The sequence below is a fragment of the Enterococcus avium genome (assembly GCF_002891025.1).
Lineage (GTDB): Bacteria > Bacillota > Bacilli > Lactobacillales > Enterococcaceae > Enterococcus_A > Enterococcus_A avium.
Map to the genome: position 1 here is coordinate 119,946 of NZ_NBSL01000003.1, position 22,774 is coordinate 142,719.

A 22,774-nucleotide genomic window follows, 5' to 3' on the forward strand; every position below is an offset into this window, starting at 1 on the left:
TTCTTATCTCCAAGTTTTAGTAGCAAGCAGGTGATAATATTCTTCCAGTACCGCTTTCATTCCCCGACTCCGAAGATTTTCTAATTCAAAAAGCTCCGTTGGTCGTCCATTATTGATGGCTTTCATTCCGCCCTCGACTATATCTGTGAATATATTGATCTTAGCTATGCCTTCTGTGGCACAACGATGCAAATTTTCTTCTCCCGATGAGGAGCCGCCATGTAATACTAATGGGATAGCAGTTTTTGAAAAAATATCATGTAATGTGTTAAAGCTGATCTTAGGCTTTCCTTTATAAATACCGTGAGCTGTTCCGATAGAAATCGCTAAGGAATCAACATCGGTCATTTCAATAAATCTTTCCACTTCAGAAGCCCTTGTATAGATGGAATCCGAATGCTCATGATCCTCATAATTATCTCCAGCACCTACATGCCCCAGCTCTGCCTCCACAGCCACTTCTCTTGGACGGGCAAACGCTACAATAGCTTTGGTTTTCATAATATTCTCCTCGATTTTCTCTTGAGAAGCGTCAATCATAACTGATGTAAACCCTAAATCTATCGCCTGCTTTATTATCGTCTCGTCTGTTCCATGATCTAAATGCAGCGCTACTGGGACACTTGCCTTTTTAGCTAAGTAGCGACCTATCATTGCGGCATCTTCCAAGTCAAGTTGATCCATATGTGCTTGTGCAAAAGCCAAAATCAATGGTTTATTAAGAGCTTCGGCAACTTCTAGATAAGCTGAAGCAGAACAAAAATCAAAGAAATTTGGCGCAGGTACCGCATAGCCTTCCCTTCTTGCTCGTTGTAGCATTTCCTTTGTAGAAACTAACAATTGATTCGTCTCCTTTTATAAATAGCAATCTTTTCAAGTGACTTCAAATAAGGCATTCTTCTACATTAGCTTTTTGTATAACTCGATAATCTCTTCAATCGAGGCATCGCGAGGATTACCGGGACTGCAAACATCGTTGAAGGCATCTTCGGCGATTTTTGATAAATCTGCTTCTTTTACCCCAAGCTCTGAGATTGTACTAGGAATTCCGATTGCCTTGCTTAGCTGATCAATTGCATCACATGCCGCGTTGCGAACCTTTGTCAAATCCATTTTCTCAGCATCCGAAACTCCTAAAGCTATCGCTATATCACGGTATTTTTCTCCAGTGAAATCTTTATTGAAACGCATAACCGTTGGTAGCAATGAAGCACACGCAACACCATGAGGAATGTTGTACCAAGCAGATAATGGATGGGCCATTCCATGCACTAAACCTAAGCCGACATTTGAGAATCCCATTCCAGCGATATATTGAGCAAGAGCCATTTTTTCTCGACCAATTTGATCTCCTGCAACGGAATCCGGCAAGAAACGACCAATGAGTTCAATAGCTTTGATATGCAGCATGTCCGTCATTTCCCATGCTCCTTTTGTTATATAACCTTCAATCGCGTGAGTCATGGCATCCATTCCTGTTGCGGCGCATAAAGCTTTTGGCATTCCCATCATCATATCGCTGTCTACAAAAGCTACGACCGGAATATCATGGGGGTCAACGCAGACAAATTTACGTTGGTTTTCTTTATCCGTGATTACATAATTTATCGTTACTTCTGCAGCAGTTCCTGATGTGGTTGGGACTGCAAAAATTGGCAAACTAGGATTTTTCGTATCAGCCACGCCTTCCAAACTCACAACATCAGAAAACTCCGGGTTTGTCATAATAATTCCAATTGCCTTTGCCGTGTCGATTGGTGAACCGCCGCCGATAGCTATCATACATTCAGCATTTGATTTCTTAACAAAATCTACCCCATCCTTCACATTTTCAATGGTAGGATTTGGAACGATACCGTCATAAGTGTCATAATGTACACTTGCTTCATCTAACAGATCCATTACCTTAGTTGCAACACTGTGATCAATCAGAGTTTTATCTGTGACAACCACAATTTTTTGATAGTTCCGCTTATTCAATTCTTCAGTTATATGCTGGATTGCGCCTTTTCCAAAATAAGATGTTTCATTCAAAATAATTCTATTGGCCATTTTTTCTCCTCCTTACATTTCAAAAAAGTCTTTGTTTGGGGTTACACCAAATTGCTTAGCCAGAGCCTTGAAATTTTCATCTGTGATCGTTTGCTTCATGCCGCCTTGAGCTTGAACGTAGGTATAAACCTCTGCTGCTTTTTCTGCTGTCTCAATTAACCCAAAGGTTTCATCAATTGTTCTTCCGGCACCGTATACGCCATGGAAGGACCATAACACTAAACGGAAGTCCTTCATCGCTTTTGCAGTTGCTTCCCCAATCTCATTTGATCCAGGAACTAACCAAGGCAAGACTTTGATTCCTTCAGGAAAAACAACGAGGCACTCAGTACACATTTCCCATAACGTCCGAGTAATCGCTTTAGAAGTTATCTCATGTGAGAATGTCATCGCAAGCAAATGTGTCACATGACAATGCATGACTACTCGATTCTCAGGATCAACTGCTAGTCGAGCAATATGACTCATAAAATGAGCTGGTAATTCGCTCGTTGGCAATCCTCCATCACTATATCCCCATAAAAGATCCACACTATGAGCATCTTCAGCTACCCGTAAGATCCCTAAATTGTTCTCAGGATCAGATTGAACATTTTTGAAATATTTCCCTGAACCAGTAACCAAGAAATATTTCCCAACTAATTCTTTTCCATCAAAGCTCATCGGAATATTTCGAATTACCTTTGTTGTATCGATATATTTTTGAACTTCTGCTTCATCTACTAGATAGGTGATATTCCCACCATTTCTTTCATCCCATCCTAAACGATAAAGATTCGATGTTACCTCAATCATTTCTTGAATAGGTCTAAATTGCATGATATTTTCCAAAGCTGTTTCCTCCAATTGAATTTTTTTACTCATTGATTCAACGTGTAGTGACCTTTGCTTAATTCATCCAAGGCTTAATCAATACTTTGTTTGCCTTTCCGCTCTTCATTAGCTGGATTGCATCATACAGATTGTCTAAAGGCATGATCTCCGAGATATATCGTGTAGCATCAATTCTTCCGGAAATGATCGTTTCAAAGGCTTCTTTTACTTGGATCGTATTTGACCCGTAATGACCATAAACCCAGATACTATTATAATGAAGAAAGTTTGTATCGATAGGTGTCAGCTCACCCTTTGGAACACCTCCAAAAAAGACTAACGTCCCATTTGGCCGCACCATATAAACTGCTTGCGTCTGTGCTTTAGTAGAAGGATTAGCTGAAATAACGACATGTGCTCCTTGTCCGTTAGTAAGCTTCTTCACTTCCTCAACCGCATCAACCTTTAAACTATTGATCGTATGGTCCACGCCAAATTCTTTGGATTCTGTTAAACGTTGATCGTTAATTTCAACCATGATAACTTTATTTGCTCCGCGAATCTTAGCAAGCTCTGCTTGGAGACATCCAATTGGTCCTGCGCCCACAATTACAATTGTCTGACCAATTTGAACATTCACATTATCCAAACAAGCGTAGACAGAAGAAAGTGGTTCGGCCATGATCGCTGTCTCAAAGGGAACATCATCTGGAATTTTATAAATGTTTGGCCCCTTTACGCCCCATGATGGAACAGCCATGTATTGTGCAAACCCGCCTTGAATTCTGTCATAGGCCTTCAGATTCTTACAGCTGTGACTGTTACCCGCTCGACAATATTCACACTCTAAGCAAGGAACTGCTGGATAGACGTACAATCTGTCGCCAACGGCAAATTTGGTACATTTCTCCCCCACTTCAGCAACTGTTCCAACCACTTCATGACCATAAATATGTGGATAGTCCCCTTTTCTTGAGTCCGTTGTCAAATTGCGAATATCAGAACCACAGAGTCCAATGACCTCTACTTTAAGTAATAATCCTTCCGCATCGTATTCGGGTTTCTCAATATCCTCAATTCGAATATCATTTGCTCCATACATAAGTGCTGCTTTCATATAAAATTCCTCCAATTAAACTAAGTTTTTATTAGACAAGGATGCTTAGAAAATGCCACCGATTGCCTTGAATAATGCATAAGTAATCCATGTATACCATTGCGAACCTACTGCCAATGAAGTGACCATCTCAGTATCTGCAGGCAATTGATAGCCTACCTGAGCTGCAAGTTGGGTAACGATCGGAGCAGCATATGTTGCGCAGTACAAGATAATTGCTGTGAAAATCACTCCTGTAATCAGTCCTCGGAACAAATTACCTTTTGAAGGTACAATGGCGAATATCATAAAATATGGTAACGCTGTCAAATCTGCTAAAGGCAAGACCTTGTTTCCTGGTAAAATGAATGCCAAAATAAGGGCAACAGGAATCATCAATAGTCCAGTCGTCAAAACGTATGGGTGACCAATCCCCAATGCTGAATCCAATCCAATATATAATTCGCGGCCTTCAAATCTTTTTTGCATCCATTCTTGTGCTGATTCAGAAATCAAGGTTAAGCCATCCATCAATAAGGCCACCATTCGCGGCATCAAGACTAAGCTTGCAGCGATCGTCACCGCTGTTTGTAAAATTTGATCTAACGGCATTCTTGCTGCAGCAGCTAAGATACCGCCTACAAACAAGCCAATCAGCATAGGTTCGCCAAAAATCCCTAACTTGCTTTGAACCTTTTCTGGTGTCCATGAAATATTCTTTACCCCAGGGATTCGATCAAACAACCAGTTTAATGGGTAGCCAATTAATGCCCAACCACTAGATTGAATCTGAGGGAATGAGATTCCCTCCAGCCCTAATACCTCATCTAAATCATTTTGAGTCCAGTCAGCAATTTTAAAGACAATAGCCATATTGATCACAGCACTAAGCAAAGCAAGAATCATACTCTTAGTTGTTAAATAAAGAGCTCCTGCAATCATCATTGAATGCCAAAAATTCCAAATATCTACATCCATTGTCTTGGTCCAATTCAATAAGATCATTACAACATTTGTGGCAATAACTGTAATAAAAACAAAGGGAACAATCTGCGTACCCCAAGCTAGAGACGAACCTACACCCCAGCCAATATCAGTAGCTACAAGGTGGAAGTTGTAGTTTTCGACCAACGCCTTCGTCACAGGACTGATAGCCGTCGTCATCAGCGTAGCAATGACATTTAACCCGACAAACCCTACCCCAACTGTTAAGCCTGATTTAAAAGACGCGGAAAATTTATTACCAAAGATTAACCCAAGTACTGTAATGATGAGCGGCATCATCACACTGACTCCTAAGTTGACGATGTATTGAAAAAAATCAAAAATAGCATTCATCTTTTTTCCTCCTCGTATATTAATATTGTCAGATACATTCTGACTGGTTATTCCTTTAAACCTTCTTTTTGGTTTAAACTTGTAGTAAGCAGATAGAGGTCGTAGTTTTCCTCCTTGAAGCCTTGTCTTCCTCAAAAAGACTGACGCCTCTTCTCTTGCGACAGTATATGAATGAGCTAGATAGAACCTGGTTTCTGAATATCTAACGAGGCTATATCGTCCAAGAGCAGAGAGGATAACCGCTATCTGACAAATCCTTGAAAGGATCTGATTGAATGTTTTTTCTCGGTATTGATATTGGTAAGCAACACCATGAAGTTGGAGTGATTGATCAACACGGAAAATCGATCGGAAAAACCATCCGTATCTCCAATACCAAATTTGGCAGTGAACAACTGCTTGCTTTCTTCAATAAACACGCGTTACTTCCAGAAAACACCATGGTCGGAATGGAAGCCACTGGTCATTACTGGCTGTCCATCTACACTTTCGTGCATAAGCTAGGCTTTCATACCACTGTTTTCAATCCAATACAGTCCGATGTATTACGCGATTTTTACATTCGGAAAACAAAAACTGATACGATTGATGCTTTATTGATCGCCCAAGTCATTCGATTGGACTTGCCTGATAAAACCGAACTTCCCGCAGAAGATATTTTCCGATTGAAACAGCTGGAACGATTCCGCTATGGTTTAGTGGATCGGTGTTCTGACTTAAAAAGAAAAATTCTTGCTTGTTTAGATCAGGTCTTTCCTGAATACGATCAGATTTTTTCGGATGTGTTTGGTTGTTCTTCCACGCAAGTCTTACTAAATTCTCCTATTCCAGAAGATCTTCTTGAGATTGATGCCGAACGTCTCATTGAAACCATCAATACCGCAAGTGAGAAACGGTTAGGAATCGCTCGCTCAGAAGAAAAAGTGATGAAATTGAAAGAAGCTGCGGCACATTCTTTTGGCATTTCAATTGCTTCTGATGTCTTCAAGTTAGAGATTCAAATCATGTTGGAACAGATTCAGTTGCTTGATTCTCAAATCAAGATCATTGAAGCAGAAATTCAAGAAATCGTTTCAAAACAAGAAAACTATTTGACGACCATTACAGGGATTGGTGACATTACTGCCGCTGTCCTCATGGCAGAAGTCGGGGATATCAAACGTTTTGAACGCCCCAATCAGCTCCTTGCTTTTGCTGGACTGGATGCCTCTGTTCATCAGTCTGGAGATTTTACAGGAACCAAAAACAGACTTTCTAAGCGTGGTTCTCCTTATCTTAGAAGAGCCATTTGGCAAGCTGCTTTTGTCGCCGCATTTAAAGATCCTGCCCTTTCCTTGTATTATCAAAAATTGAGAAAACGAGGAAAGTCACATGGAACCGCCATTGGTGCAGTTGCCAGAAAACTCGTGAATATCATTTTTGCCGTTTGGACACAAAACAAACCTTACGAAGTTCATTTTCCCGAAGATATCTCCGAAAAATAAATTTTTCATTCGATTTTTGGAGGTCTATTTGGTGTGTTTTCTTAAAGATAAAAGAAATTCCTTTTTCACTTGACTAATTCATAGCTAGCTTTTTGGATAGATTATTGTTTCAAAATAGAAATAATTTGATCGATCGTTTCTTGTTTTTTTATCCCTGTTAAAAATGCGCGGCCCATAACTACCGGAACACCTTTTACATCGGTTGGTATTTGTGCAGAACTAACAATTAAGTCAGGTTTTAAGGTTGCAACTTTTGATGAAATTTGTTGAACCGTACACTGTTCCAAGGTGTAAGGGATTTTGTTTGCTTCAACGGCTTCTTTCACTTTTTTTGAGATAACAGTTGATGTCGCAATCCCTGATCCGCAGCATACGTAGATTCTTTTTCTTTCCATAGTAAATTCCTCCAAGTTTGTTTATCGTTATAGTTTTTCAGCAATCAATATAAAGCAATCCTTTTCATTCAGCTTTTTTCTATCAGAATTGTAAAATAGCTTTTGTTCAGTACCAGTCATCTTTGCCGCTGGTTTTACCCAAAATTCATTGTGTGTTGGAACTAAAATATACTGCGGCAATTTTTTGCGATACCTTAACCAGCCTTCATATAACTCTTCCATTGAAAGATTTTTCTTCTCAGTGTTTTTCAGATAGCTGTACATTTTTTGAGGCAGATAACGCGACCAGATCAGTTTGGCATATAAAACGATTCCTCCGTAAAGTAAAAATATGGTAAGGAAGAGCCACTGGTTATTTTGGATCACATCTACGATTGATCTACCAAGAGAACCAAGATTGAAGTACAAAACACGATCAAGAATGGGTGCTAACATTTTTCTCACTCCTAAGTCATTTGTTCAGAAAATTCATGGATCGTTTGGATAATTTCCTTTGCATTTTTACTAGTTACTAGCCTCTCCATAAAGGAATCATCTTGAATTAAATCGACAAACACTTGCAAAACTTCTAATTGATCCTCTGCTTTTTTTACCGCTAACATGAAAATCACTTCAACCTGTACATCCTCATCGCTACTACCCATCTGAATAAAAGGGAGCTTGTTTTCTAGAAGAGCGATGGAAACTGCTGGCTCTTTGACATGAATGCTATCCGTATGAGGAATTGCGATTCCAAAATGTTCAGTCTCCAAACCAGTCGGGAAGGCTGCCTCCCTTTCTAATACAGCTTTTTTGTAGGACTCTTTTACTTTATTGTTCCCATACAATACATCTGCTAATTCGCTTATTGCTTCTGTTTTCGTTTTGGCGTTAGAGAAAATTACTAGGTCTTCTCTAATCAAATCATTAACATTCATTTGTCTTCCTCACCTTCACCTAGTTTTAAACTGTTTAATAATTCTTGAGGTGTACTGCAGGTTCGCATATACCGCAGCCTATGTTCATCCTCAGCAATACTCATAATTTCGAAAAGCGCATTGATGTGACTCTCTTGATTTATTGGAGCAATAATAAACACAAAATGAACGCGCTCACTTCTTGAAAAGTTCACTCCTTGTCTAACATGCAGCAATGAAACAGCTAATTCATTAACTCCTTCTTCTGGGCGAGAGTGAGGAATTGCAACTTCATTTCCCAAAACAATATAAGAGTCATCCATATTATGAGATTCGATCATCGATTGAATGTAATTTGAGGTAATTTGTCCCTTTTTCAAAAGAGGGCGGCTCCCTAAACGAATCGCTTCTTGATAATCTTCGACCTGTTCAATAATCTGAACAGCATCGAGTGTTAAAACATCCAGCAAACTGATCTCATGATTTATTTCTTGATCGTATGGATAGTCATCTCTTGTTTGAAAGAGCTCGATAAGCTTCTTTTCTAAGGCTGTGCGATCGTGAACAGTTGAAAAATCTTCTATAGTTGTCATTATTTTTTCTAAGAGTTGCCCCGCTTCTTCCTGAGCACCCCCATTTGTTTCTCGTAATACACGCTTTTTCAATATCTTTAACTCTGATTGACTCATAATAGGTTTTACAATAAAGAGCTTTTCTACATCCTTAATTGGAACAGTTGAAAAAACTACATCTATTTTGCTTTTAATTTTTGAAAAATCTCTCAATGAACAAGGAGGTAAAAAAGTAAACTCCGGGAAAATCTTTTGCAGGAAAGTGTTCAACGTTTGAGAGATCAATATGCCGCTCTTGCAAACTACAACAGCATGATAACTTTCTCTTTCCTTCTGTTCTTCAGACAATGCACTCAAAATGAATAACGTGATGAACAAGAATTCTTCATCTGGAATACTTTCACCGATAAACTCTTGAAGAGGTTGAAAAGCCTCACGAATCAGCTCTTTAAACGCATCATATTTTGGATCAAATTGGATATCTTCAATTTTCATTTTTAAGTTCAAGTGATATCGCATTCGATAAAAGGCCGGCTTCATATGCAGGATCATTCTTTCTTTAAGATCTTGCTTGTCCTTCAACGTTACACAAGCCTTCTTTTCAAAAGTAGTCAAACAATCCTCGATAATCGACGATAGATTTTTAGATAGCTCCTCTGTCAAAATATCTCCAGAGATGATGTTTGTAGTCAGCAGCTGTAAAGTGATGAATAATTTTTCTTGATCAGGAATTTCTTTCCAATTATCAAATATCTCACTAGCTACCGCGTATTCCTTGGTATCTGCCAGCATACTATTGTTAATTTGAAATGACTCTTGGATTACTTTTCCATTTGCTATCCGATAGTTGATAATTGCCAAAATGTAGGGAAGTATCTCAACCTGCTCATCAGAAAACTTAACCTTCAGTGTTTCCTCCGCATCTTCTAAAATCTCATGAAAAATTGCGATCTTATCACTGACTGGCTCAGCAAATTTCATTAACAGTTGATCACCGTTGGATAACTTTCGTAGCGAGCTAACTGTCTCAATCAATAGTTTTCTCAGATTCCATTCATTGCCTGCCAAATCATATCCATGACTGCGAGAATAAGTTAACTCAATTTCATTAGGAAGATGCCTTTTCAAATAACGCAATGATCTCAAAACCGTATTTTTGCTAATCTGTAAATCAATCATGAAGTGATCCAAAGACAAATAACTCGGTTTCGAAAATAAGATTAGCAGTATGATATTGCACCGATCATTCTCTGTGTAAAAAGAATTTGCTGCTGCTTCTGTCCCCTTCGCTTGCTTAAAATGTGCCAATAACTCTGGCGAAAGATAAAATAACCCATTTCTTGTTCGCATAACTTCTGGAAAATTCAATCCTTCACACCAGCCATTGATTTTCTTGATGCTGTAATTTAACTGATTGCGAGTAATGTGGAACTCCTTCATGAGCGTCCGACTATCGACTTGAGAATGGTATACCAGATAGTTCAAAATCCGTTCACTTCTCTTATCCACTTCAATCATCCTTTCATGTAATCTAAATTTTCATCATCAACCCTTGTATATTAGAGTTAGGGTTTTAACCTTCCGGTTTTGATTGGATAACCCTATGAACCATCGTTATTTTAATTTGGTATTAACTCATTTCTTTTGAGATAATATATTTATTGGATTGAGAGGCTAAGCCGTTCCCCCCTTGGGTCATTGAACCCGCACTCGAGAGACTGGCTCCTCTCTCTGATAAGTGGATTGCGTATGAGTTAGATGTTGAAAGTCCTTACTTTACTCCGTATCTCGTACAAGGTAGTGACGCTTTTCAGTTGAGTGGATTTCAATCCAAAATTCTTTTTTTGAAAGGTCAGATATACATGTACTTTTTAGGCATTGATATCGGTAAACGCACTCACGTTGCTTCTATCATGAACGAGGAAGGAAAGGTATTACTAAAAGGTTTTTCATTTCCTAACACCACTGAAGGAGCAGAGTCATTAATTGAGCGAATGGTCGACTATTCCGGAGCACCCAGTGACTTTGTTATAGGGATGGAAGCCACGGGGCACTATTGGCTGTCCATCTTTTCATACCTTCACGAATCAGATTATTTGATTCACGTTGTGAATCCCCTTCAAACAGACGGATGGCGTAAAGGTACAGAAATACGGAAACGAAAAAACGATATTATTGATTCTGTTTTGATTGCTGACTTAATGCGCTATGGCTCATTTGTCGAAACGGTCTTATCCGATGAAAATGTTTTTTCTTTGAAACAACTTTCTCGTTACCGAACTTATTTAGTAGGTACAGCGAGCGACTTCAAAAGAAAAATTATAGCCGTATTGGATCAAGTCTTTCCAGAATACGCGACGATTTTTACCAAGCAGGGCGTTTTCGGAAAAGCTTCTAAAGAGTTATTGCTGGCGTTTAGTGCCCCGATCGACTTAGAAAACATTTCCTCAGAAACTTTGGCCCAATACTTAGCTGAGTTAAGCAGGAACCGAATCAAGGCAGAAAAAGCGGACCAATTGAAGCAAGCAGCTTCTAACTCCTTTGGAGTAAAATTTGCTCAAGAAGCGTTCACCTTCCAACTACGTTCAATGATTGAACAATTAAAATTCATTGAAAGCCAAATAAAGGAAACGGAAAGAGAAATCAAGCACATAATGGACACTTTAAATTCTGTTATTCTCACAATTCCTGGAATTGGTCCTATAAACGGTGCGACTATTCTTGGTGAGATCGGAGATATTCAAAAATTTTCTAACCCGAAAAAACTCGTTGCTTACGCTGGGATAGACGCTTCCGTGACACAATCAGGGCAATATGAGGCAACGCATAATGTTATGAGTAAACGAGGGTCTCCATATTTGCGAAAAGCCTTGTTTTCGGCGGCTTTAGTAGCTTCTCAATGTGATCCTGTTTTTAGTGCGTTTTACCAGAAAAAAGTTTCCGAAGGAAAACATCATCTAACTGCCTTAGGTGCGGTTTCTCGTAAGCTTTGTTACGTGATTCATGCTATTTTGACTAAAAACGAGCCTTATATAATTGTTTCTGATTAGCTATTGAACATTCAAAAAAACTAATGGTAAGAAGCTTATTTGTTGTACCCTTTTTTCGGAATTATCTGTTATAAAATATTTTTTGATTTGGCTAATTTTTACTTGACTCTATATAGTTAGTCTCTCTTCGTTATCATTTGAGCTCACCCATAGTATAGGTCATATATACAACGGAAAGTATCCGCTTTCATCCCCAATTTTAAGCACCCCAATCAACAAGTTGATGATATTCAATTTTAACCGTAAAATCTCTTCTCTGCTATTTGTTATTTTTACTTCCTTTTCAAAAAGACTTTTGAAGGCACCACCAGCATTCAAATAATTGTTTATAAATAATTGGTATCATCCATATAAGAGATCCCTAAAACAGCAAAAAGACTAATTGGCTGTTAGTAGCTAATTAGTCTTTTGCTTCGCATTTTGTATTATTTTAAAAAGGGCATTCTCTGATATAAAAACGATTACGTGTAGACATTTTCATTTTAAAAAGTATCAGAATTTTAAGTGAGGAATGAGTGTATTATTAGCTTTTTAGGATCAAAATTGACCTCTTTTCTGTCAAAAACGCTGCTTATCCTATTCTTAATTCTGTTAAAAAAAATCATTAATCTGATTTGCCTCCCCCAACGTAAATCATTACTAAAAAAAGTGAAGATAGCAAAATAGGTAATTTTTATGGAGGAGTTTTCTATTTTTCATTATTAAACAGTATAGCCTTCGGAAAAATATGAACGATAATCTAAAAAATAATTTTCAATTAATGAGTCTTGCTTGCTTATCAATTTTTCAGCCAAATCAAATATATATTTTTCAATAAAATTGTACTTCCTACCTATTATCAAATACCCTGTGGCAAGTTCTTGACTAGGGACGATCAACCCTACTGCATTACACATGTTCACTACACGAACAAACCCTTTTTTTCCCTGAATCTGAATTGACCTAGTTTGTTTATCAAAATGTCCAAAAAGTGTTTCTCCAATTCCGTAAACATCAATCGGTCCTTCTTTTGAAACGACAATATCAAAATCGGAAAGAAGCTGCTTTAGCGAATGAATCAGTTCGCTTCTACTCGCTTCATATTTATAGACGAGATTCGTAGTTTCTACAGTTATACACTCATCAAACTCAGCCCATTCATTTTTATCAATCTCAGAATCTACAGCGATCTTTATCTTTTTCTTTTTTAAATTATCAGCTATGAATAATGATGATGCCTGTTTGACTAAATCCAAATCTCTACTGATAAATCCAATAGAAGGGATAAAAGAGATTCCATCTGTTGATGTCTTTGAATATTTCACATAATCTATCCATTCCGATCCGAGATTAGGATGAATATATCCAATTAAATTTAAAGCAGCTGCAGGAGATAGTACCGAGCCTCCACCATCTGTTCCAACCCCAAGATCATTTATTCCATAGAAAACATTTACTGCTGTACCGCTTGATGAGCCTGTCATGAAACGACCTGTAATTGGATTTTTTAAATCTATATCAATGCCTCTTCCTTTGTGACTTGCCTTATCAATCGTGTGAAGATGAAAACCATTTTGTTCCAAATGACTGACAAATGCATCTGGAATCATAGGGACTTGTTTAACGCCCATATAATAGTCAGCTTCTGAATGAATAGTTGTGATGCAATTAGGATAAACAGTTATCACTGATTGGAATAAATTTGCCATTGCCAGACTTGTTTTCAGTGAATACTCTTGAAATCTTTGAATTTCCATACTCATCCCTCCATAAAAAGCCCGATCTAGCTGGTGTATCACCGTAGATCGAGCATATCTGATTAGTTTGAAATTAAATCAGCTAAAAATGATTCTCCATTTTGCGGAGCACCTACATTGAAATAATCAGCAACTGTTGCTCCTACGTCAGCGAGGGTTTTGCGCTCACCAACATATCTCCCTTGAATATCAGGACTGTAAATTAATAATGGAACCCGTTCTCTTGTATGGTTGCTATGACCGATTGTAGGATCGTTTCCGTGATCGGCCATAACAAGTAGGATATCCCCTTTATTCAGATACGGGATTAATTCCTTGATTCGTCGATCACTAAGTTCTAGTCGGTCTGAATACCTGTCGACATCTTCTGCGTGACCGGCTAAATCTGTTTCTTGAATATTCAACGCGATAAAACCATGTTCTATCCCTTGAACTTCTTGAATTAAGTCATCGAAAAGCTTATCTGAATCCACCCCTGGAAATAGTCGTTTACTCTCCGTTTGGATAATATCAGCTACTTTACCCAGAAAAGAAACAGGAATTTCGGCATTATCTAAAATTGTTGGTGTTTGTACATTTTTGTCAATGCCATAACCTAGATGGACCACTTGATAGCCGTGATCATAAACTCCCGATTCAGGAGCATCTACCCCAGCTATCTCATTATTTTTCACCTTTCTTGCCTTTAATAGATTGTCCAAAGTGATCTGTTGTCCTCCGAAAGTGATTACTCGAGACACTTGAACGACCTCTCGAACTGCCTGTCCCAGTTTTTTCAGCTCTTCAAAACTGATTAACGCTAAACAAGCGGATACATTATAAACTTGCCCATAGTCCGTTTCCAGATTATCTCCTACAGTTGCCGCTTCATTAACCACTAAAATTTGTGTGCCTTTTTCTCCTACACGTCTAACCTTATACCCTTGCTTAATAAGGTTTTCTTCAATTTCGTCAATTTTTTGATTGAAAGGTTGGATTAAAGGTATTTTAGGGGTAGTTCCCATGATTTCTTGGTGTCCCAAAAAGGAGTCTGCTCCGTGATGGGCTAAATTGCTGGTTCCATAGTTTGCCTCTTTTGAAAATTTGTGGTTGCCTATTTCATATCCAAGAGCGTTCATTAACCCCAATTTTTCAAGCGTTGGAATATGAATGGCTTCATTCTTTTGTATAATATGTCCTGCTGTGCTACTTCCGATGTCTCTTGGACGAACTTCCTTTACATCTTCCATCGCTCCAACACCAAAACTATCTAAAACAATTACGACAAATCTTCCCATTGTTTCACCTTCTAATCAAATTTCCTAGACTGTCATAAATTCCTTCAATTTTTGTTATTCCTTTTTGAATACCAGATACTACTGCTACATCACTTCTAGTGACAAAAATTTGTGTTCGAAATGCCGCGATGACCGTCGAGCCTATCGGGTGTTCTTTTTGAGTTGAAAGATAGTAATCAATATTCTCATCACTGAATGGATTCACATTATCTCTCACTAGAGAGTGGGCATCTCCAATCAACGCAGATCTAAAATGGCCTCTTCGATAGTAGCCTCCGCCATAAAAATAGGCCTGGCCATCTAAATTATGCGAGACTTCACTGACATATACCATTGCTGGTTTTTCGGGCAAATCCATTTTGGCATGCAGAGGGGTTGTGCCTGTTAATGCGTGTCCAGGCTCTCCTTGTGTGCCGCCGATTTCCTTGATTAAAGGAATTGTTTCGTGACAAGTAGCTGATGGAATATTCACCTCTGTAATTTCAATGCCAGCTTCTTTAAATATCATTTTTGCTTTTTTTATCGTCTCAACATTGTTTGTTGGTAATAATTTCGCTTTACCATCAAAGAGAAAACATGGAAAAGACGTTACACCAGCAATTTCAACTAAATCCGTTTTATTTGATAAATGAGCGATACTTGGTAACTCATCTAAGTGAAAGCCGCCAAATTGTCCCTCGTAGATTTGGTCGTCCTTTTCAATGACTTTGACTAAAATTTTTTGTTTGATGTTCAGCTCTACGGCAATACTGATAATTTGCTGCAACGCTTCCAACGAATAGATGGTCATGTACTCTGTCCCATAAAGCATGATCCTTTTTAAAAGTCGCTGCGGAATTTGTACTAAATGGCCAACATTTCCAAGTGGCAGCCCTTGTTCCATCATGATTAACGCTTCCTTGAAGTCCACAACAACAGCTTTTTCTATCCCTGCATCATGAATTTTTTGCGCAACATATGGATTCCGTCCAAATTGCTTTGTCATGTAAAATAATTGAATCCCTTGTTTTTTTGCATCGTTAACAAGGCTTAATGTATTTTCTTCAATTGTGTCAAGATCCAAGATATAGGTATCTGGAAGGAGGAGTCCTTTTTGATGAAGTTCAACTGCTGCATCAATCAAGTTTGGATTTCTTCGGGCAGTGACATCTAAAAACATCCTATTCCTCCCTCAGCATATTGATGATGTGAAGATAAAAGTAGTCTAACTCTGTCTCATCAAAGTGCTTGTTTGAAGTCATTTCTTGAAGGTCTTGCCATAATTCTTTTGAGTGAAGAAATTTTTCATCCGCTTCAATTTCTGCGCGGATGAAAGACTCTAGATCATTGATGGTTTCGTTTTTCTTTCTACGCATATCAGCCATAGCAAGATGCGTTAAAAAAACATCCGCTTGTTGTTCTTCCTCGATGATGTTCTCTTTCAGTAGATACTCTAAAACACTCAAGACATAATCCTGTGTTTCCTGATCAATAATCTCAGAGCTAAGTAATATTGCTAATTTTTCTCGAATCATGCTGTTCCCCCTAGTTACGAATGAACGTTTTTTATTTATTGAAGGATAAATTTCATGGTATATAACCTACCCTTTTTTGGTTTTTATGGAAAAGAGAATAATTTAAAAAAATTAGTACTGAGGAATCAGCTTTCCATCACATACGTCTTTTTGAATGCATAGAATTTTTTTCTTGTCTACGCTTTTTTGGAAGAATGCTTTCATTGAAGAATCATCTTTTTGGGTAATGATTACTGATGTGCTCATATCCTTCTCCATCTCACTTTCAGTTAAGGGAACATAATGTAGTCCTTGATGATTCTTATCACGTATTTCGTCAAAGTTCCAGATACCAGCATCAATTTGTCCCATTTGGAGAGCCGCAATAATTTGATGTCCTTGCATTTCAACATACTCTACCTGTTCATCTTTGATTATCGCTTTTGTCAGTAATCGTTGATCAATTGAGCTATAGTCAATGGCTATCTTCATATTCTTTTCAATCTTCTTCTGATTCTTATCTCGAAAAAGCAAGACGTGCTCACTTAGATAAGAATGTCGACCAAAATTAAGACTAATTTCTATTGGTTCCCCATCGGAAATGGCTTGCTCGGCGGCAAATTTTGAGACAACCGCAAAGCGATACGTTTTATTTGCGATAGAACGGACTCTTTCCTTCGAACCTCGAATATAGGCCAGGTTCAGCTTAATATTATTTTCCTTGAATACGTCGTAAATGCCGGTAGCCAGTCCTTCGTAAAGTCTTGAATAAGGCAAAGTCATCGTTCCAAGAATCGTATCTGATAAGGCGTATTCTTGCAAAATGCTGTAATCAATTTCTTCGATGAAGGTTCCCATATGTCCGTGACTTTTTACTTTGATCGCTTTTATTTCCTTCAAAAATGCCCAAGCATTTTGTACGGTTCCCCGAGAAACGGCGTACTTATTTTGATATTCCGTCACACTCAGTACCCGATCACCCTTTTTTTTCTGTAGTAGATCGGAAGCTAAATAGTTAACAACAATTCCTTTTTTCTTTAAAAATTCTTCTCCCATAGAAACTCCTCATTCTTTAAATACTCGCCATGGCCTTTTTTAGAATATTGATAATAGTATCGGTTCCTGCTCTATTCGGATTGATCCGAATCATTGTATCTTCCGCAGCAGGGTCAGCCTTTCTAAACGTTCCTGACACCCTATAAACCAGCGGTGCAAACTCATATTTCGATTCTGCGCCTACTGGATTGGGTAAAGCGCCAAATTTTGTTGCTGCTTCAATTATTTTTTTAGCATATGGTTTGGTAAGCTTCACAACAATCACTTTTGATTGCGCGTTAACGATAAATGCCGCTTCCAATCCTTCAATCTCATGGCGATTGATTCTATCGCTGACTTCTTCACTAACCTTGGCTGAAATCGCTAACGATACTGGCGCATAAATCATCCCTCTTAACACATCTAGTGATTCATGGCCTTGAACCTGACCGCCGCCTGAGTAGTTCTCTTGCTTTAAGCGTTTGATCGCACCTCTAGCTCCAACGATACACCCTATCCCTTCAGGCCCTAACAGCTTGAAGGTCGAAAAACAAGCGAGGGTTGCGCCAAATTGTGAGCCGATTCCCTCAGTTTTCAAAGCTGAGTAATTGTCATCCGTCACAATCGGTATTTTTTTATTCATTGAGCGAATATGTGAGATCAATTTTTTCAGATCATACGAATCGTCAATTTTTTGACGGGTTACTTGAATTAAAATTCCATCAACTTTGTTTTCTCGAAGTACCTCTGTCACACTATTAAAATCATTGAAATCCGCATAAACTAAATGTATACCCAGCATATCAATCGAGACCTGAGTGGTTGGATAGACCGGCGCATCATGAACCAGGATTGTTTTTCCTGTTCCAACAACCGCATGTAGTGCAAGTCTAATCGCATTCGTTCCTGAACCACGTACTAGCATAGCCGCTTCAGCATTGAAAAAATCAGCTAATACTTTTTCTACTTTGTTGGTCATTCTTGGTTGATTTAATTCTTTTACTACTCCGAGATCTCCTCGAGTTAAAATTTCGTCACCAGAAAAATAATGTGTAATTGAATCAACCAATTTAAATTGCAAATTCGTCGCTTCTTCGATTGTTAAACTTTTCAAAGGAAATGCTTCCATAGTGTCGATCCACTCCTAATTCATAAATGTTTGAGGATTATATTGAAGCATTTTTTTGATAAAGTGTTCAGAAACACCTGTTTCAAGTGCTAATGGGACAAACTTATCTAATAAGTAGGAATAACCAATCCCACCCTGATACTCCAAATTTGATTTCCGTGTAATATCCATTGAGAGAAATACTTTATCGTCGTAGCCTCTTTTTTCGATTTCTTTTAGCATGGTCGCTCGTAATAAATCTGGTTGGTAGTTTTCTTTCCCAATTGTGTCAAATTCAACATACACTCCTTGGTCCAGCATATGCAAGATGTAATCGAAATTTCCTGTTAAATCAACGTGTCCAATGACGATTTTTTCTAAATTTGCCTTTTGCGCTTTGAAAAATTCAACCTGTTCATGCCCATAGGTTCCTAAAGTGGTATGAGTAGTGATTGGAACTCCAGTATGTTTTTGAGCAATCACTGAAGCAGTAAAAACTTTACGTTCACGCTCAGTCATGGTGTCTTTACTTGTTCCAATCTCACCAATGATTTGCGCTTTAATTGATGTATCCGCAATTCCCGTTTCGATTTCTTTAATCATGAATTCTGTCAACTGATCGACGGTTGCCTCTGTTACGAATTCTGGAAGAAATTTATCCTGATAAAATCCAGTCGCTTGCACGACATTTATCCCTGATAAATCAGCGACTTTTTGAACATATTTCGGATTTCTTCTCATATCCATATTCGTCACATCAACAATATTACGCACGCCTTTAATATACATTTTTTTGTATTCTGAGACAGTTTCATCGAAACAGTTTAAATTGGTATCATCAGTATTTTTTAACCGTGATAAATCAATTGTTGTGTGTTCATGCATGTACGTTATTCCATCAAGTAACATCTATTTTGACTCCTCCTATTTTGTAACAACGGGAACAAATAGTCCAACTAGGTACAGAATATTTACGATTACACCTAAACTGATTGCTGCAATTGGTCCAACAGCTAATTCTACTACTGGCTTCTTCGCTTTTCTATTTAGCAGCATCAAGCCAATCACCCAAAAATAGCCAATTCCTGGTGCGATTTGCTCCGAAGCCATGGCCCCGCCAACTAATAACGCAACCTCGAGAACCTTATTCATGGCTGTACGGATGTGCTCCCCCATTTCGCGAATTCCTGGGAATTTATCTAGTGCTTTTGCCATTAAGCTTAATAGTTGAACTTCCACAAACATCAATAGCGCGCCCACAAGGAATGCAACGATAGGATTTCCATGTAATAAAATCCCTGCTACAAATACAAATGTTGTACCGGCAGGACTATACACACCTGTAACGATTGCTGTAGAGAATACTAACGGAATGAAGCCGATCCCTCTAGCAAAAGCTGCTAATGCTGCTTCACTCATTTTTCCTTCTGAAAGTAAGCTAAGAGAAATGGGGTCTCCTGCGATAATCATCAAGCTTGTTGAAGCAGCGACTAAACCGCCAGTGATAGAAAGCCATATCCAGTTTTTCTTAATTCGATTCACTCGTTCTAAAAAAACGCTGACGAGGCTTTCATTTGAGTTGCTGCCATCACTTTTTACTTGAATAGCATAAACAATCATAAAGATCATGCCAACAAGTAATGACATCCCTTCAGCGCTTAACGTTAACGTCGCGCCTTTTCCTAAGTCAAATGTACCAAATCTTTTTACAATAAACAACGTTAACAAGGTCGCACTAAATGAAATGGCCCCTTTTTTGAAGCCATGCTGACTTGCGATAGCCACCGCAGGAAAAATACTGAACCCAATGACGACTGGAGAGCCTACTTGAGAAAGTGAGTCCATAAAGTTTATTGGCATCATTGCGAATAGATCAACCACTGCTTGAAGTCCTAGAACTAAGCCGACACCGTATACTGCACCAACACAAGCAGAAATGATCATACCGGTTTTTCCTTCTGGAGCCCACGAACCGATGATGTCTGTCATTAGTAACACACTATGCACCAAAAGAATTGATGCGCCAATTGAAACAGGTATTCCAAATCCAATAACCAAACCAAAGCTTAATGCAAAGCTCGTAGCAGCGATTTCTTTTTTCCCGATCTTGCCTTCTAAAAATTCTGGTACGATCGGTCGCAGGCCGTCATTAAAAACAGCAATGCCTTTATTCGCTAATACCGCACACAAACCACCCAGTAACGCGATTGCAGCTAATTCAATAATTTTTGACGAATCCATCTTCTTTCCTCCGTTGTCTTTTTATTGTTTTTTAAGTTCATCCATAATGATTGGAATCACTATTTCTTTATGTTGCGCTGTAAATCCAAACGCTTGTTTTCCAGAACGAACATTCTCACGAATCTCTTCTTCTGGCATCAATTTCCCCGGCATTGAAACGGTTACACAATTGTCATGTCCTAGTAAAGCTAACGCCATGGCTAACGCACCGCCGCCTCCTGTATTGCACGCTCCAACATAATAATCAGCCTGTCCATTTTTTACCGCCATTGCTGCTTCCAAATCACTTTTGATGTCAATTTCGTATTGATTATCACCAAATTTTTCAACCAGCTCCTTCACTTCTGGCTTGTCAATCTGTCCACCTACTACAATTTTTTTCATGATAGCTCCTCCTAATTGAATATACATTTTTTTGTATATTGGTAAGTAATTAATAATTACAAAATGATTGTAACCGTACTCACCAACAAATGCAACCCCTTTCTTTTAGAAACAAAGTGATCAAATTGTCTGAAACGATGTCTTTAACGCGCTTCTTAAAATTTTGCTGAATCAACTGTTTGGTGAAAACACAACTGGAGCCGCACGTTTGCAGTCAAGCAACTAAGTAATCTCTAGCGATTTTTCACGATGTTTACTAGGGGATTTCTATTTTTTAGGGCTAGCTTGATTATAAAATTTGCGGAAACATATCCTGAACGACTTTTAGAATGTATAATAAAGGTGATCGCGAGGTGTAGCATGTGTGTTTAGAAAAATATACCAAAATAATTGAAGAAATGTATACCCAACAAGAAAGTGAATCCATGGACGATAAAGTAGCAAATTCTGGGATTCGAAATATTCGCATGGCTGCCGTTATCAACGATTATCTCCAGCGTATTTCAGGTTCAGAAATTATCGTGACTGGCGGATTATCTATCGAATTTTATACTCGAGGCGGCTACAACACTCAAGATATTGACTTCATCACCCCGGCTGAAAAAGAATTGGCGAAGGTTCTGGAAGATTTAGGCTTTAAAAAAGAGGCAAAATATTGGATTCATGAAAAATTGGAAATCGTCCTCGAATTGGTAGCGAATATTCCCTTCGATGGTATCTATAAGGAACCCTTATCTTATACCACTCAAGATGGATTTAAAATAAATTTTAGCAATGTAAATGATATGCTAATTGATCGAATCAGAGGTTTATTGCATTGGGGCTACAAGGATTATGGTAAGTGGGTATTGGAATTGCTTGAGCTTCATTATGAAGCACTGGATTTTGATTATCTAAATGAACAGTTGAGCGATGAGGAACGGGAAATTTTGGATCAGTATGTTGCACTTTATCAAGATGGAACCTCATTGGAATTTATTAAGTATGCTATAAAACAAAAACTTGAAGAAAAAAACATCATCTATTCTGAATATGAAAAGACTAACTTATATTATCTTGCATTTCCTTTAAATAAAGAAATTAGTAAAGACATTGGTCCTTACTTTGGAGTATTATTGGAACCAAACTTTGATATTCTATTGTATAATGAAGAAAAGGAAACCCTTGAACCTGAGGATAATCTATCTATTATTGATTTGATTAAGGCCTATGGGGAGCCTTTTAGAACTATTTCAAAAATACTTGAGGAGGTACTAAGCAATGGTTGACATAAACACAGAAAAAATACTGAATACATCCATTCAAGAGCGTAGAGAACGCTCCGCTGCCTTCCTTACCCTCTTGAAAGTCAAAAAGAACGAACACAAGTCACGTGACCCTAAAAAAGCGGAACTGCTTAAATCCTTTGAGGATAAACGTGGCGGGTTTAAGATAGGGAATATCTAAAATAAAAACGACGCTCTTCTCCTTTTTGGTTTGAGAAGAGCGTCGTTGCTTTTTTGACTTATTGTGAAATTAAAGCTTCATCTTCATTGAACCATTCATTGTTTTTTTCGTCAGTATCTAATCTTCTGATTGGCAACTCTTTAGATAATTTTTAAATGCTCAAAGTACGTCTATTTCTCTCTGCTAATTCAGTCGAAAATGGGATCTTTCCTTGTTCTACAATTTGATTATAAAGCAATACAATCACCGTTTGGGATGTGTGACCTAACTCAGCAATTATTTGTTCAGCGTCATGCTTCCATAGCGTTTGCTAATTGATTATTTTATCTCATTCATATCCAATTTGGGTTTAGGAGTA

At 38.2% G+C, this 22,774-nt stretch carries 22 protein-coding genes and 1 pseudogene; 4 read left to right on the forward strand and 19 right to left on the reverse strand.

Going from position 1 to position 22,774, the window contains the following annotated elements:
• Positions 1-3: 3 nt before the first annotated feature.
• The 5 genes from AUF14_RS16265 to AUF14_RS16285 are packed head-to-tail and all read right to left on the reverse strand — an operon-like array spanning position 4 to position 5,299.
• Positions 4-840 (reverse strand): class II fructose-bisphosphate aldolase, encoded by an 837-nt coding sequence (locus AUF14_RS16265; RefSeq protein ID WP_102866165.1) that lies wholly within the window; start codon positions 838-840, stop codon positions 4-6.
• 60 nt (positions 841-900) lie between these two features.
• Positions 901-2,052, reverse strand: coding sequence for a lactaldehyde reductase (fucO, locus tag AUF14_RS16270; protein WP_102866166.1), 1,152 nt, complete (start codon positions 2,050-2,052; stop codon positions 901-903).
• Positions 2,053-2,064: 12 nt separating this feature from the next.
• Complete coding sequence (gene rhaD, locus AUF14_RS16275) at positions 2,065-2,916, reverse strand: rhamnulose-1-phosphate aldolase (RefSeq protein WP_185937954.1); 852 nt, start codon at positions 2,914-2,916, stop codon at positions 2,065-2,067.
• Between the two features lie 25 nt (positions 2,917-2,941).
• Entirely contained in the window at positions 2,942-3,982 is a 1,041-nt protein-coding gene (locus AUF14_RS16280; protein WP_102866168.1) for a zinc-binding dehydrogenase, read from the reverse strand.
• Between the two features lie 45 nt (positions 3,983-4,027).
• A complete protein-coding gene (locus tag AUF14_RS16285; RefSeq protein WP_102866169.1) occupies positions 4,028-5,299 on the reverse strand; it encodes a PTS galactitol transporter subunit IIC in 1,272 nt (423 codons plus the stop codon).
• A 275-nt stretch (positions 5,300-5,574) separates the two neighbouring features.
• On the opposite strand from AUF14_RS16285, the gene AUF14_RS16290 reads away from it, so the two are divergent.
• The gene (locus AUF14_RS16290; RefSeq protein WP_049220023.1) at positions 5,575-6,783 is read left to right on the forward strand and encodes an IS110 family RNA-guided transposase; all 1,209 of its coding nucleotides are present in this window, start codon (positions 5,575-5,577) and stop codon (positions 6,781-6,783) included.
• A 101-nt stretch (positions 6,784-6,884) separates the two neighbouring features.
• Here AUF14_RS16290 and AUF14_RS16295 read toward each other — a convergent pair whose 3' ends face one another.
• The 4 genes from AUF14_RS16295 to AUF14_RS16310 are packed head-to-tail and all read right to left on the reverse strand — an operon-like array spanning position 6,885 to position 10,155.
• Complete coding sequence (locus AUF14_RS16295; RefSeq protein ID WP_016179113.1) at positions 6,885-7,178, reverse strand: PTS sugar transporter subunit IIB; 294 nt, start codon at positions 7,176-7,178, stop codon at positions 6,885-6,887.
• 27 nt (positions 7,179-7,205) lie between these two features.
• Positions 7,206-7,613, reverse strand: a complete 408-nt coding sequence (locus tag AUF14_RS16300) for a hypothetical protein (RefSeq protein ID WP_070503316.1) — start codon at positions 7,611-7,613, stop codon at positions 7,206-7,208.
• A gap of 11 nt (positions 7,614-7,624) precedes the next feature.
• Complete coding sequence (locus AUF14_RS16305; protein ID WP_102866170.1) at positions 7,625-8,095, reverse strand: PTS sugar transporter subunit IIA; 471 nt, start codon at positions 8,093-8,095, stop codon at positions 7,625-7,627.
• A complete protein-coding gene (locus AUF14_RS16310) occupies positions 8,092-10,155 on the reverse strand; it encodes a BglG family transcription antiterminator (RefSeq protein ID WP_102866171.1) in 2,064 nt (687 codons plus the stop codon). The genes AUF14_RS16305 and AUF14_RS16310 overlap by 4 nt, the downstream gene beginning before the upstream one ends.
• A gap of 353 nt (positions 10,156-10,508) precedes the next feature.
• Between AUF14_RS16310 and AUF14_RS16315 the strand changes: the two genes are divergently transcribed.
• Complete coding sequence (locus AUF14_RS16315) at positions 10,509-11,696, forward strand: IS110 family RNA-guided transposase (protein ID WP_002297293.1); 1,188 nt, start codon at positions 10,509-10,511, stop codon at positions 11,694-11,696.
• A gap of 701 nt (positions 11,697-12,397) precedes the next feature.
• On the opposite strand, the gene AUF14_RS16320 is transcribed toward AUF14_RS16315, so the two are convergent.
• The 9 genes from AUF14_RS16320 to AUF14_RS16360 form a co-directional block, all read right to left on the reverse strand.
• A complete protein-coding gene (locus tag AUF14_RS16320; protein WP_070503312.1) occupies positions 12,398-13,432 on the reverse strand; it encodes an amidase family protein in 1,035 nt (344 codons plus the stop codon).
• A gap of 62 nt (positions 13,433-13,494) precedes the next feature.
• Positions 13,495-14,709, reverse strand: coding sequence for a phosphopentomutase (locus AUF14_RS16325; RefSeq protein WP_016179108.1), 1,215 nt, complete (start codon positions 14,707-14,709; stop codon positions 13,495-13,497).
• Positions 14,710-14,713: 4 nt separating this feature from the next.
• On the reverse strand, positions 14,714-15,868 hold the full coding sequence (locus tag AUF14_RS16330; RefSeq protein ID WP_070503310.1) for a YhfX family PLP-dependent enzyme: 1,155 nt from the start codon (positions 15,866-15,868) through the stop codon (positions 14,714-14,716).
• A 1-nt stretch (position 15,869) separates the two neighbouring features.
• Positions 15,870-16,223 (reverse strand): hypothetical protein, encoded by a 354-nt coding sequence (locus AUF14_RS16335; RefSeq protein ID WP_070503308.1) that lies wholly within the window; start codon positions 16,221-16,223, stop codon positions 15,870-15,872.
• A 111-nt stretch (positions 16,224-16,334) separates the two neighbouring features.
• Positions 16,335-17,258 (reverse strand): GntR family transcriptional regulator YhfZ, encoded by a 924-nt coding sequence (gene yhfZ / locus AUF14_RS16340; protein WP_102866172.1) that lies wholly within the window; start codon positions 17,256-17,258, stop codon positions 16,335-16,337.
• A gap of 16 nt (positions 17,259-17,274) precedes the next feature.
• Complete coding sequence (locus tag AUF14_RS16345) at positions 17,275-18,366, reverse strand: aminotransferase class V-fold PLP-dependent enzyme (RefSeq protein ID WP_070503306.1); 1,092 nt, start codon at positions 18,364-18,366, stop codon at positions 17,275-17,277.
• A 15-nt stretch (positions 18,367-18,381) separates the two neighbouring features.
• The gene (locus tag AUF14_RS16350) at positions 18,382-19,254 is read right to left on the reverse strand and encodes a phosphotriesterase family protein (RefSeq protein ID WP_070503304.1); all 873 of its coding nucleotides are present in this window, start codon (positions 19,252-19,254) and stop codon (positions 18,382-18,384) included.
• Between the two features lie 15 nt (positions 19,255-19,269).
• Positions 19,270-20,586, reverse strand: a complete 1,317-nt coding sequence (locus AUF14_RS16355) for a YhfT family protein (RefSeq protein ID WP_070503302.1) — start codon at positions 20,584-20,586, stop codon at positions 19,270-19,272.
• 21 nt (positions 20,587-20,607) lie between these two features.
• On the reverse strand, positions 20,608-20,970 hold the full coding sequence (locus tag AUF14_RS16360) for a DUF2620 domain-containing protein (protein ID WP_102866173.1): 363 nt from the start codon (positions 20,968-20,970) through the stop codon (positions 20,608-20,610).
• A 362-nt stretch (positions 20,971-21,332) separates the two neighbouring features.
• On the opposite strand from AUF14_RS16360, the gene AUF14_RS16365 reads away from it, so the two are divergent.
• Positions 21,333-22,238 (forward strand): hypothetical protein, encoded by a 906-nt coding sequence (locus AUF14_RS16365; RefSeq protein ID WP_070503298.1) that lies wholly within the window; start codon positions 21,333-21,335, stop codon positions 22,236-22,238.
• Positions 22,231-22,416: a hypothetical protein gene (locus AUF14_RS16370; RefSeq protein ID WP_070503296.1), complete on the forward strand. Its 186-nt coding sequence runs from the start codon at positions 22,231-22,233 to the stop codon at positions 22,414-22,416. Before AUF14_RS16365 ends, AUF14_RS16370 begins: the two co-directional genes overlap by 8 nt.
• A gap of 151 nt (positions 22,417-22,567) precedes the next feature.
• On the opposite strand, the pseudogene AUF14_RS22875 reads toward AUF14_RS16370, so the two are convergent.
• Positions 22,568-22,702 (reverse strand): annotated as a pseudogene (locus tag AUF14_RS22875) (type II toxin-antitoxin system RelB/DinJ family antitoxin); the annotation flags it as partial.
• Between the last annotated feature and the right edge of the window lie 72 nt (positions 22,703-22,774).

Excerpts from the sequence above, each read along its gene's own strand:
- fucO (WP_102866166.1), bottom strand. The coding sequence starts at position 2,052 with ATGGCCAATAGAATTATTTTGAATGAAACATCTTATTTTGGAAAAGGC.
- rhaD (WP_185937954.1), bottom strand. The coding sequence starts at position 2,916 with ATGAGTAAAAAAATTCAATTGGAGGAAACAGCTTTGGAAAATATCATG.
- AUF14_RS16280 (WP_102866168.1), bottom strand. The coding sequence starts at position 3,982 with ATGAAAGCAGCACTTATGTATGGAGCAAATGATATTCGAATTGAGGAT.
- AUF14_RS16285 (WP_102866169.1), bottom strand. The coding sequence starts at position 5,299 with ATGAATGCTATTTTTGATTTTTTTCAATACATCGTCAACTTAGGAGTC.
- AUF14_RS16290 (WP_049220023.1), top strand. The coding sequence starts at position 5,575 with ATGTTTTTTCTCGGTATTGATATTGGTAAGCAACACCATGAAGTTGGA.
- AUF14_RS16295 (WP_016179113.1), bottom strand. The coding sequence starts at position 7,178 with ATGGAAAGAAAAAGAATCTACGTATGCTGCGGATCAGGGATTGCGACA.
- AUF14_RS16300 (WP_070503316.1), bottom strand. The coding sequence starts at position 7,613 with ATGTTAGCACCCATTCTTGATCGTGTTTTGTACTTCAATCTTGGTTCT.
- AUF14_RS16305 (WP_102866170.1), bottom strand. The coding sequence starts at position 8,095 with ATGAATGTTAATGATTTGATTAGAGAAGACCTAGTAATTTTCTCTAAC.
- AUF14_RS16315 (WP_002297293.1), top strand. The coding sequence starts at position 10,509 with ATGTACTTTTTAGGCATTGATATCGGTAAACGCACTCACGTTGCTTCT.
- AUF14_RS16320 (WP_070503312.1), bottom strand. The coding sequence starts at position 13,432 with ATGGAAATTCAAAGATTTCAAGAGTATTCACTGAAAACAAGTCTGGCA.
- AUF14_RS16325 (WP_016179108.1), bottom strand. The coding sequence starts at position 14,709 with ATGGGAAGATTTGTCGTAATTGTTTTAGATAGTTTTGGTGTTGGAGCG.
- AUF14_RS16330 (WP_070503310.1), bottom strand. The coding sequence starts at position 15,868 with ATGTTTTTAGATGTCACTGCCCGAAGAAATCCAAACTTGATTGATGCA.
- AUF14_RS16335 (WP_070503308.1), bottom strand. The coding sequence starts at position 16,223 with ATGATTCGAGAAAAATTAGCAATATTACTTAGCTCTGAGATTATTGAT.
- yhfZ (WP_102866172.1), bottom strand. The coding sequence starts at position 17,258 with ATGGGAGAAGAATTTTTAAAGAAAAAAGGAATTGTTGTTAACTATTTA.
- AUF14_RS16345 (WP_070503306.1), bottom strand. The coding sequence starts at position 18,366 with ATGGAAGCATTTCCTTTGAAAAGTTTAACAATCGAAGAAGCGACGAAT.
- AUF14_RS16350 (WP_070503304.1), bottom strand. The coding sequence starts at position 19,254 with ATGTTACTTGATGGAATAACGTACATGCATGAACACACAACAATTGAT.
- AUF14_RS16355 (WP_070503302.1), bottom strand. The coding sequence starts at position 20,586 with ATGGATTCGTCAAAAATTATTGAATTAGCTGCAATCGCGTTACTGGGT.
- AUF14_RS16360 (WP_102866173.1), bottom strand. The coding sequence starts at position 20,970 with ATGAAAAAAATTGTAGTAGGTGGACAGATTGACAAGCCAGAAGTGAAG.
- AUF14_RS16370 (WP_070503296.1), top strand. The coding sequence starts at position 22,231 with ATGGTTGACATAAACACAGAAAAAATACTGAATACATCCATTCAAGAG.